The organism is Streptomyces tendae (genome assembly GCF_014650435.1).
GTDB classification, from domain to species: Bacteria; Actinomycetota; Actinomycetes; order Streptomycetales; family Streptomycetaceae; genus Streptomyces; species Streptomyces tendae.
This window is the reverse complement of record NZ_BMUY01000013.1, coordinates 91,521-102,378: the sequence shown is the minus strand read 5'-3', so window position 1 is coordinate 102,378 and position 10,858 is coordinate 91,521. Positions and strand designations below refer to the sequence as shown.

Here is a 10,858-nt window from a genome sequence, read left to right as displayed (position 1 = left end):
ATGATCACGAATGAGTACGGAGAGATAAAACCGCAGGTAAGCCCAGCCTTTCCTTGCTGGCGGGACGGAAATGATCGGCGTAGATTGGGTGTTGTTAAAAAGTGGAATGAGTCCAAACTAGCTTCCCGGGGGCACCCTCATGGCCATCATCGAGACCGAGGCGGCGCTGCACGAGGCGCACCGCGACAACCACACCCACCGCGACGTGAACGGCGGCTGGCTGCGCCCCGCCGTCTTCGGTGCCATGGACGGACTGGTCTCCAACCTCGCCCTGATGACCGGTGTGGCCGGCGGTACCGCGAGCCAGCAGACCGTGGTGATCAGCGGGCTCGCCGGTCTGGCCGCCGGTGCCTTCTCCATGGCCGCCGGCGAGTACACCTCCGTCGCCTCCCAGCGCGAGCTGGTCGAGGCCGAGCTGGACGTGGAGCGCCGCGAGCTGCGCAAGCACCCGGCGGACGAGGAGGCCGAGCTGGCCGCGCTCTACGAGTCGCGCGGCGTCGAGCCGCACCTCGCGCGCGAAGTGGCCCGCCAGCTGTCCAGCGACCCCGAGCAGGCGCTGGAGATACACGCCCGCGAGGAGCTGGGCATCGACCCCTCCGACCTGCCCTCGCCGACCGTCGCCGCCGTGTCCTCGTTCGGATCCTTCGCGCTGGGCGCCCTGCTCCCCGTGCTGCCCTTCCTGCTCGGCGCCGGTGCGCTGTGGCCCGCCGTGCTGCTCGCGCTGGCCGGACTGTTCCTGTGCGGCGCGGTGGTCGCCAGGGTCACGGCCCGCAGCTGGTGGTACAGCGGCCTGCGGCAGCTCGCCCTCGGTGGCGCGGCGGCCGGTGTGACGTATCTCCTGGGCAGCCTGTTCGGAACGGCCGTAGGATAGCCCGGCTCGAACTTATGCGGCGGGACGCATAAGTAGCCGTTACTCGCTGGTTTCGAGTGCGTAATCTCCGGGCATGAGCCGTAAGCGCTGTGGGCAATGACGCCTGCCGTGCATTTCGCGGAGTGGGCGACGACGCTCCCTCCGCCCCCTCGGACCGACGGGCATCGATCTGTCCGCCTCGGTCTCCATAGCTTCCACCACGGGTGCGGTACCCCCATCGCCACCCTTCGGTGTCCGCATGCTGGAACGGATTGTCCCGTTTACCGAGAACCGTTCCATCATGTAGCCTGCACCAAATTTTTCAGCCACCGCAGAGGGCCAACGTCGTCCCTCGGCACCTGCACATGCCAGATGACGACGACGGGAGAGCCGATGCGTACGCCGCGCCAGCCGTCCCAGCACTCCGAGAGTGGCCAGAACTGGTCCTTCATGGATGCTCGCCCTGCTGCACAGGGTATGTACGACCCCCGCAACGAACACGACGCGTGCGGCGTCGGTTTCGTCGCCACCCTCACCGGCGAGGCGTCCCACACCCTGGTCGACCAGGCGCTCACCGTGCTGCGCAACCTGGAACACCGCGGCGCCACCGGCTCCGAGCCCGACTCGGGCGACGGCGCGGGCATCCTCTCCCAGGTGCCCGACGCGTTCTTCCGCGAGGTGGCCGGATTCGAGCTGCCCGAGGCCGGGGCGTACGCCGTCGGCATCGCCTTCCTGCCGGTCGACGGCACCCAGGACGCCGTCTCGCGCATCGAGACGATCGCCGACGAGGAGGGCCTCACCGTCCTCGGCTGGCGCGAGGTCCCGGTCGCCCCGCAGATGCTGGGCGCCACCGCGCGCTCCACGATGCCGGTCTTCCGCCAGATCTTCGTGAGCGACGGAACCTCGCAGGGCATCGCCCTGGACCGGCACGCCTTCGCGCTGCGCAAGCGCGCCGAGCGCGAGGCCGGGGTCTACTTCCCGTCGCTGTCCGCGCGGACCATCGTCTACAAGGGCATGCTGACCACCGGCCAGCTGGAGCCGTTCTTCCCGGACCTGTCCGACCGCCGCTTCGCCTCCGCGATCGCGCTCGTGCACTCCCGGTTCTCCACCAACACCTTCCCGAGCTGGCCGCTCGCCCACCCGTACCGCTTCGTCGCGCACAACGGCGAGATCAACACGGTCAAGGGCAACCGCAACTGGATGCGCGCCCGCGAGTCCCAGCTGGCCTCGGACCTGTTCGGCTCCTCCGCGGACCTGGAGCGGATCTTCCCGATCTGTACGCCGGACGCCTCGGACTCCGCCTCCTTCGACGAGGTCCTGGAGCTGCTCCACCTGGGCGGGCGCTCGCTGCCGCACTCGGTGCTGATGATGATCCCGGAGGCGTGGGAGAACCACGACTCCATGCAGCCGGACCGGCGGGCCTTCTACCAGTTCCACTCCACGATGATGGAGCCCTGGGACGGTCCCGCCTGCGTCACCTTCACCGACGGCACCCAGGTCGGCGCCGTGCTCGACCGCAACGGTCTGCGCCCCGGCCGCTACTGGGTCACCGACGACGGCCTCGTCGTCCTCGGCTCCGAGGTCGGCGTCCTCGACATCGACCCCGCCAAGGTCGTCCGCAAGGGCCGCCTGCAGCCCGGCCGCATGTTCCTCGTGGACACCGCCGAGCACCGCATCATCGAGGACGACGAGATCAAGGCCCAGCTCGCCGCGGAGCAGCCGTACGGCGAGTGGGTGGAAGCCGGCGAGATCGAGCTGTCCGACCTGCCCGAGCGCGAGCACATCGTGCACACCCACGCCTCGGTCACCCGCCGCCAGCAGACCTTCGGGTACACCGAGGAGGAGCTGCGCGTCCTCCTCGCGCCGATGGCCAAGGCCGGCGCCGAGCCGATCGGCTCCATGGGCACCGACTCGCCGATCGCCGCGCTCTCCGAGCGCCCCCGGCTGCTCTTCGACTACTTCACCCAGCTCTTCGCCCAGGTCACCAACCCGCCGCTGGACGCCATCCGTGAGGAACTGGTCACCTCGCTGCGCTCCTCGCTCGGCCCCCAGGGCAACCTGCTCGACCCGACGGCCGCCTCGTGCCGCAGCGTCCTGCTGCCCTTCCCGGTGATCGACAACGACGAGCTGGCCAAGCTCATCCACATCAACGCCGACGGCGACATGCCCGGCTTCAAGGCCGCGACCCTCTCCGGTCTCTACCGGGTGCACGGCGGCGGCGACGCCCTGGCCGCACGCATAGAGGAGATCTGCGCCGAGGCCGACGCCGCCATCGAGAACGGCGCCCGGCTGATCGTCCTGTCCGACCGCCACTCGGACGCCGAGCACGCGCCGATCCCCTCGCTGCTGCTCACCGCCGCCGTCCACCACCACCTCATCCGCACCAAGCAGCGCACCGAGGTGGGCCTGCTGGTCGAGGCCGGTGACGTCCGCGAGGTCCACCACGTCGCCCTGCTCATCGGCTTCGGCGCCGCCGCGGTCAACCCGTACCTGGCGATGGAGTCCGTCGAGGACCTGGTCCGGGCCGGCACCTTCCTGCAGACCGAGGACGGCGAGCCCGAGCAGGCCATCCGCAACCTGATCTACGCGCTCGGCAAGGGCGTCCTCAAGGTCATGTCCAAGATGGGCATCTCCACCGTCGCCTCCTACCGCGGCGCCCAGGTCTTCGAGGCCGTCGGCCTCGACGAGGAGTTCGTCGCCAAGTACTTCAACGGCACCGCCACCAAGATCGGCGGCGTCGGCATCGACGTCGTCGCCAAGGAGGTCGCCGCCCGCCACGCCAAGGCGTACCCGGCCAGCGGCATCGCGCCGGCCCACCGCGCCCTGGAGATCGGCGGCGAGTACCAGTGGCGCCGCGAGGGCGAGCCGCACCTGTTCGACCCGGAGACGGTCTTCCGCCTCCAGCACTCCACGCGCTCCGGCACGTACGAGATCTTCAAGAAGTACACCGAGCGCGTGAACGAGCAGTCCGAGCGGCTGATGACGCTGCGCGGCCTGTTCGGCTTCACGTCGGACCGGCAGCCGATCTCCATCGACGAGGTCGAGCCCGTCTCCGAGATCGTCAAGCGCTTCTCCACCGGCGCCATGTCGTACGGCTCCATCTCCCAGGAGGCGCACGAGACCCTCGCCATCGCCATGAACCAGCTGGGCGGCAAGTCCAACACCGGTGAGGGCGGCGAGGACCCGGAGCGCCTGTACGACCCGGCGCGCCGGTCCAGCATCAAGCAGGTCGCCTCCGGCCGCTTCGGCGTCACCTCCGAGTACCTGGTCAACGCGGACGACATCCAGATCAAGATGGCCCAGGGCGCCAAGCCCGGCGAAGGCGGCCAGCTGCCCGGCCACAAGGTCTACCCCTGGGTCGCCAAGACCCGGCACAGCACCCCCGGTGTCGGCCTGATCTCCCCGCCGCCGCACCACGACATCTACTCCATCGAGGACCTCGCCCAGCTGATCCACGACCTGAAGAACGCGAACCCGCAGGCGCGGATCCACGTCAAGCTGGTCTCCGAGGTCGGCGTGGGCACGGTCGCGGCGGGCGTGTCCAAGGCGCACGCGGACGTGGTGCTGATCTCCGGCCACGACGGTGGCACCGGCGCCTCCCCGCTCACGTCGCTCAAGCACGCGGGCGGCCCCTGGGAGCTGGGCCTCGCCGAGACCCAGCAGACCCTGCTGCTCAACGGCCTGCGCGACCGGATCGTCGTCCAGACCGACGGCCAGCTCAAGACCGGCCGCGACGTGGTCATCGCCGCCCTCCTCGGTGCCGAGGAGTTCGGTTTCGCCACCGCGCCGCTCGTCGTCTCCGGCTGCGTCATGATGCGCGTCTGCCACCTGGACACCTGCCCGGTCGGCATCGCCACCCAGAACCCGGTGCTGCGCGAGCGGTTCTCCGGGAAGGCCGAGTACATCGTCAACTTCTTCCGGTTCATCGCCGAAGAGGTCCGCGAGATCCTCGCCGAGCTGGGCTTCCGCTCCATCGAGGAGGCCGTCGGCCACGCCGAGGCCCTCGACGTGACCCGCGCGGTCGACCACTGGAAGGCGCAGGGCCTGAACCTGGAGCCGCTGTTCCACGTGCCCGCGCTGGCCGAGGGCGCGGTGCGCCACCAGGCCGTCGGCCAGGACCACGGCCTGGAGAAGGCGCTCGACAACCAGCTGATCAAGCTCGCCTCCGACGCGCTGGCCGCCCCGGACGCCACCCGGGCCGCCCCGGTGCGCGCCCAGGTCGCCATCCGCAACATCAACCGCACGGTCGGCACCATGCTCGGCCACGAGGTCACCAAGAAGTTCGGCGGCGCCGGTCTGCCCGACGACACCGTCGACATCACCTTCACCGGTTCCGCCGGCCAGTCCTTCGGCGCCTTCGTCCCGCGCGGCATCACGCTGCGCCTGGAGGGCGACGCCAACGACTACGTCGGCAAGGGCCTGTCCGGCGGCCGGATCGTCGTCCGCCCCGACCGGGGCGCCGACCACCTCGCCGAGTACTCCACCATCGCCGGCAACACCATCGGCTACGGCGCCACCGGCGGCGAGATGTTCCTGCGCGGCAAGGTCGGCGAGCGCTTCTGCGTCCGCAACTCCGGCGCGCTGGTCGTCTCCGAGGGCGTCGGCGACCACGGCTGCGAGTACATGACCGGCGGCCACGCGGTCGTCCTCGGCGAGACCGGGCGCAACTTCGCGGCCGGCATGTCCGGCGGCATCGCCTACGTCGTCGACCTCGACCGCGACAACGTCAACGTCGGCAACGTCGACGCGGTCCAGGCCCTGGACGACGCCGACAAGGACTGGCTGCACGACGTGGTGCGCCGCCACGCCGAGGAGACCGGGTCCACGGTCGCGGGCAAGCTGCTCGCCGACTGGCCCGCCGCCGTGGAGCGCTTCAGCAAGATCATCCCCAGCACGTACCAGGCAGTGCTCGCCGCCAAGGACGCCGCCGAGCGAGCCGGTCTCTCCGAGACCGAGACCACCGAGAAGATGATGGAGGCGGCGACCAATGGCTGATCCCAAGGGCTTTCTCAACCACGGACGCGAGGTCGCCAGGACCCGCCCCGTCGACGAGCGCGTCAAGGACTGGAACGAGGTCTACGTCCCCGGCTCCCTGCTGCCGATCATCAGCAAGCAGGCCAGCCGCTGCATGGACTGCGGCATCCCGTTCTGCCACAACGGCTGCCCGCTCGGGAACCTGATCCCGGAGTGGAACGACTACGCCTACCGCGAGGACTGGTCGGCGGCGTCCGAGCGCCTGCACGCCACCAACAACTTCCCGGAGTTCACCGGCCGCCTGTGCCCGGCTCCGTGCGAGTCGGCGTGTGTGCTCGGCATCAACCAGCCGCCGGTCACCATCAAGAACGTCGAGGTCTCCATCATCGACAAGGCGTGGGAGACAGGGGACGTCGCCCCGCAGGTGCCCGAGCGCCTGTCCGGCAAGACCGTCGCCGTCATCGGCTCGGGCCCGGCGGGGCTCGCCGCCGCCCAGCAGCTCACCCGGGCCGGTCACACCGTCGCCGTCTACGAGCGCGCGGACCGCATCGGAGGGCTCCTGCGCTACGGCATCCCCGAGTTCAAGATGGAGAAGCGGCACATCAACCGCCGCATAGAGCAGATGCGCGCCGAGGGCACCCGCTTCCGCACCGGCGTCGAGATCGGCCGCGACCTCAAGGCGACCGACCTGAAGAAGCGCTACGACGCCGTCGTCATCGCCGCCGGCTCCACCACCGCCCGCGACCTGCCGGTCCCCGGCCGCGAGCTGAACGGCATCCACCAGGCGATGGAGTACCTGCCGCTGGCCAACAAGGTCCAGGAGGGCGACTACGTGGCGCCCCCCATCACGGCCGAGGGCAAGCACGTCGTCGTCATCGGCGGCGGCGACACCGGCGCCGACTGCGTGGGCACCGCCCACCGCCAGGGCGCGGCCTCCGTCACCCAGCTGGAGATCATGCCCCGGCCGGGCGAGGAGCGGGACGCGGTGCGCCAGCCGTGGCCGACCTTCCCCATGCTGTACAAGGTCACCAGCGCCCACGAGGAGGGCGGCGAGCGGGTCTACGCCGTCTCCACCACCCACTTCGAGGGCGACGAGGACGGCAACGTCCAGTGGCTGCACATGAGCGAGGTCGAGTTCGTCGACGGCAAGCTCACGTCGAAGCCGGGGACCGAGCGCAAGATCCCGGCCCAGCTGGTCACCCTCGCCATGGGCTTCACCGGCACCGACAAGGAGAACGGTCTCGTCGACCAGTTCGGCCTGGCGCTCGACGAACGGGGTAACATCGCCCGGGACGCCGAATTCCAGACCAATGTGCCGGGTGTGTTCGTCGCCGGTGACGCCGGCCGCGGCCAGTCGCTCATCGTCTGGGCGATCGCCGAGGGCCGCTCGGCCGCGCGCGGCGCCGACCGCTTCCTGACCGGGGCCAGCGAACTGCCGGCCCCGATCCGCCCGACCGACCGCGCCCTCGCGGTCTGACGGACGGACGACCGTCCTGAGGGGCGGACAACCGAAGAACGTCCCGCACAAAGGCGTGCGGAACACTGATGGCGCCTGCCCCGTCCCCGACCGGACCATGGGCAGGCGCTGTCGCATGCTCAGGGCACCCGGTAGGTGTCCCCGTACATCTCCCACACCAGCGGCGTCGCCAGCTTCATGTTCCCGGCGGCGAGGAACCGGCGCTGGGCCGTGTCGACGCGGGAGGTGTCGATGCCCGGGCGCTTGTCCCGCATGGCCTGCTCGCGGACGTCCAGGAAGGCGTCCAGATACGCCTTCTCGGAGCCGCCCTGCCCCGGTGTCCTCGCCTTCGCCATGGCCAGCTCGCGCAACCCGTAGAAGCCCTCGGCGTCCGTGTCGGGGCCGTGGAAGACCATCGCGTCGTAGTAGACGAACTGGCCGAGCGTGCCCAGGCCGTCCAGCTTGGCCAGGCGCACCGCCGGTTCGAAGTAGACCCGGTCGCGCTCCTCCTCCTGGGCCGCGCGGAACGCCGGGAGTTCGGCCTCCGCCTTCCAGGCCGCCGTGAAGCCCGGGTCCAGGCCCTCGTGGGAGTCGCTGCCGTCCACCTTGCGCAGTGCGGGCAGGTACTCGGCCAGGCCGTTGTCCGGGTGGTCCTCGGTGTAGCGCTCGACCAGCATGAGCAGGTCGTGGGTACCGGTGCAGAAGCCGACGATGCCCGCGGTGTACCCGTCGCCGTCCCCGACGTCCTCGATGCTGCCGTAGGCGGTGCGCCACTTCGTCGTCGAGTTCTCGGCGCTGGACACCAGCTGCTGGGCCAGCTCCTTCTTCGCCGGTGCGGCCAGCCCCGGCGGCAGGTCGGCGATGAGCGCGTCGTCCGCCTCCCGCTCTTTCTCGGCCCGGTCCTTGGCGTCGTCGCGGGCCGACTTGGCGGTGGCCGGGGACGACGAGGACGCGGAGGACGCGGTGTCCGCCGAGTCGGCCGAGTCGTCCGGCACGGCGAGGTACACGCCCGCGGCGATCACGGGAAGGGCCCCGAGGAGCAGCACTCCGACACGTTTCACAGGGGGACACCTCTCATAGGGGGACACCTCTCACAGGGGAACACTTCCGCCGGTCAGTTCCGACACCTTCACCACCGCCGTCACCGCCAGCAGCAGCACCAGCCCGGCCCCCGCCCCGGCCTGCACCGCCACCCGGCGTCCGTCCCGGGGCGCGTACGCGTACGCCAGGGCCAGCGCACCGCCCACCAGCAGGCCGCCGAGATGACCCTGCCACGAGGTGGACCAGGCGGACACCACCAGCCACAGCAGCAGCCCGGCCGTGAAACGGTTGACCCGCCCCCTCTCGGCGCCCAGCCTGCGGTGCAGCACGTAGTACGCGGCCCCCACCCCGAAGACCGCACCGGACGCGCCGACCGAGGCATGCCCGGGATCGGCGAGGACCAGCTCCAGGACGGAACCGCCGAGCGCCGACAGCAGATACAGGACGGCGAACCGCACCCGGCCGAGCATCAGCTCCACCACCGGCCCCAACTGCCACAGCACGACCATGTTCAGCGCGATGTGCACAAGCCCGAACGTGCCCTCGAAGGGCGACTGGTGCAGGAAGGCGCTGGTGAGCATCCGCTCCCACTCGCCCCCGGCGACACCTTCCACCCGAGGCGGCCCGGAGCCCAGGAACAGTCCGTCACCGCCGGGCAGGGGGGTGCCGTCAGGACCGACCAGCCGCGAACCCACCATGGCGAACCGGTCCACGAGCCCCGGCCGCACCAGCTCCGCGAGGTACGCCAGCACGGTGAGCGCGAACAGCGCGTACGTCACCACGGGCGTCGCCGAGATCCTGCCACCGACGAGGGTCCGGGCCTGCCGTGCCGACCGCGCCCCCTCCTGCACGCACTCCGGGCACTGATGGCCGACCGGCGCCTCACGCATGCAGTCCGGGCAGATGTACCGCTCGCAGCGGGTGCAGCGGACCTGGCACGCCACCGCGGGATGGCGGTAGCAGGTGGTGGCGGTGGACTCGGAATCCACGGGGCCGGCTCCTCGGGACGGGCGGACGGTGAGCCGGTGGGGACGGCGGCGAACAAAATAGCGAATGCCGGTGGACCGGCCGGTCGGCGGGGTGCGCCGTGCCGTAACCTCGGCACCGGATGCCGCGAGGCAGCAGTGACGGGGGGAATCCGCATGGCCGCGATCAGTCTCACCAAGGTGCAGGAGAGCGCGCCCGCGCTGGTCGATCTGTACAAGACCGCCGGTGTGTCGCTCGCCAAGCACGGCATGGAGGGGACCCGGGCCGCGGTCTACCTCGTCGTCGACTACTCCGGCTCCATGAAGCCGTACTACAAGGACGGCAGCGTGCAGGCGCTGGCCGACCGGGTGCTGAGCCTGTCCGCCCACCTCGACGACGACGGCACCGTGCCGGTGGTGTTCTTCTCCACCGACGTCGACGCGGTCACCGAGATCGCGCTCGCCGACCACCAGGGCCGTATCGAACGGATCGTGGCCGGTCTCGGGCACATGGGCAAGACCAGCTACCACCTGGCCATGGACGCCGTCATCGACCACTACCTGGACAGCGGCGCCCGCCACCCCGCCCTGGTCGTCTTCCAGACCGACGGCGGCCCGATCAACCGGCTCGCCGCCGAGCGCTACCTGTGCAAGGCGGCGCCGCTGCCGCTGTTCTGGCAGTTCGTCGGCTTCGGCGACCCCGGCAGCCGCCAGTTCGAGTACCTGCGCAAGCTCGACGAACTCGCGGTGCCCGGCAAGCGGGTGGTCGACAACGCCGGGTTCTTCCACGCGGGCCGCGACCCGCGCAAGGTGACCGACGCCGAGCTGTACGACCGGCTGGTGGGCGAGTTCCCCCAGTGGCTGGCGGCCGCACGCGCCCAGGGGATCGTCCGGCCCGCCTGACCACGCCGGTCAGTGCCGCAGGGAGAAGCCCAGCACGACCCGGGCCGACACCTCCACCGCACCCGGCGCCAGCACGCCGGGCGGACCGCCGCCCGCGGAGGCACGGAACGCGGCGACGGGCTCGGACTCCACGTCCTGGATGTGCAGCACCGGACCCAGCCGCGCGTCCGCCGCCTCCGCGTACACCTGCGCCTTGCGGCGGGCCGCCGCCACGGCCCTGCGCCGTGCCTCGTCGAGCAGCGCCTGCCGGTCGCGCACGTCGAACTCCACACCGTCGATCCCGTGCGCACCCGCCTCGACCACGTCCGCGATCAGCCGCTCCAGCTCGTCCAGCGCCCCGGTCTCCACCGCGTACGAGGCCCGGCACCGGTAGCCGAGCAGGGCCCGGCCGCCGTCGCGGGTTCCGTACTCCGAGCTGAGGCCGAGCCGGGAGCCCGACACCGAGGCGTCCGGCACGCCGTGCCGCCGCAGGACCTCCCGCAGCCGGGCCACGGCCTCCCCGGCCCGCTGGAAGGCCAGCTCCGGCGACGGTTCCAGCACGTCCACCGCCGGCCGCACCCGAGCGAGTGACGGCTCGGCCCGCACCGTGCCCGAGCCGAACACGCTGATGCCCCAGGGTTCTTCGATGGCCTGTGTCATAGGGGCATTGAAGCAGCGCCCCCGCGCCCC

General features: G+C 71.0%; 7 protein-coding genes. 4 read left to right on the top strand and 3 right to left on the bottom strand.

Annotated elements, in window-relative coordinates; genetic code table 11:
* Positions 1-139: 139 nt before the first annotated feature.
* From IE258_RS30210 to IE258_RS30200, 3 genes are all read left to right on the top strand, one after another.
* Entirely contained in the window at positions 140-871 is a 732-nt protein-coding gene (locus tag IE258_RS30210; protein ID WP_189748850.1) for a VIT1/CCC1 transporter family protein, read from the top strand.
* A 429-nt stretch (positions 872-1,300) separates the two neighbouring features.
* Positions 1,301-5,845, top strand: coding sequence for a glutamate synthase large subunit (gene gltB, locus IE258_RS30205; RefSeq protein WP_189749011.1), 4,545 nt, complete (start codon positions 1,301-1,303; stop codon positions 5,843-5,845).
* Positions 5,838-7,301 carry a glutamate synthase subunit beta gene (locus IE258_RS30200; protein ID WP_189748848.1) on the top strand — a complete coding sequence of 488 codons (1,464 nt, stop codon included), beginning with the start codon at positions 5,838-5,840 and terminating at the stop codon, positions 7,299-7,301. The genes gltB and IE258_RS30200 overlap by 8 nt, the downstream gene beginning before the upstream one ends.
* Before the next feature lie 119 nt (positions 7,302-7,420).
* Here the strand turns inward: IE258_RS30200 and IE258_RS30195 are convergent, their stop codons facing one another.
* Complete coding sequence (locus IE258_RS30195; protein WP_189748846.1) at positions 7,421-8,341, bottom strand: chitosanase; 921 nt, start codon at positions 8,339-8,341, stop codon at positions 7,421-7,423.
* A 30-nt stretch (positions 8,342-8,371) separates the two neighbouring features.
* Positions 8,372-9,310: a rhomboid family intramembrane serine protease gene (locus tag IE258_RS30190; RefSeq protein ID WP_189748844.1), complete on the bottom strand. Its 939-nt coding sequence runs from the start codon at positions 9,308-9,310 to the stop codon at positions 8,372-8,374.
* A gap of 153 nt (positions 9,311-9,463) precedes the next feature.
* Here IE258_RS30190 and IE258_RS30185 point away from each other — a divergent pair, with 153 nt between their 5' ends.
* Positions 9,464-10,189 carry a vWA domain-containing protein gene (locus IE258_RS30185; protein WP_189748841.1) on the top strand — a complete coding sequence of 242 codons (726 nt, stop codon included), beginning with the start codon at positions 9,464-9,466 and terminating at the stop codon, positions 10,187-10,189.
* Positions 10,190-10,198: 9 nt separating this feature from the next.
* Here IE258_RS30185 and IE258_RS30180 read toward each other — a convergent pair whose 3' ends face one another.
* Complete coding sequence (locus IE258_RS30180; RefSeq protein ID WP_189748838.1) at positions 10,199-10,828, bottom strand: SIMPL domain-containing protein; 630 nt, start codon at positions 10,826-10,828, stop codon at positions 10,199-10,201.
* Between the last annotated feature and the right edge of the window lie 30 nt (positions 10,829-10,858).

Coding starts and splice junctions, on each gene's coding strand:
- IE258_RS30210 (WP_189748850.1), top strand. CDS start 140: ATGGCCATCATCGAGACCGAGGCGGCGCTGCACGAGGCGCACCGCGAC.
- gltB (WP_189749011.1), top strand. CDS start 1,301: ATGGATGCTCGCCCTGCTGCACAGGGTATGTACGACCCCCGCAACGAA.
- IE258_RS30200 (WP_189748848.1), top strand. CDS start 5,838: ATGGCTGATCCCAAGGGCTTTCTCAACCACGGACGCGAGGTCGCCAGG.
- IE258_RS30185 (WP_189748841.1), top strand. CDS start 9,464: ATGGCCGCGATCAGTCTCACCAAGGTGCAGGAGAGCGCGCCCGCGCTG.
- IE258_RS30180 (WP_189748838.1), bottom strand. CDS start 10,828: ATGACACAGGCCATCGAAGAACCCTGGGGCATCAGCGTGTTCGGCTCG.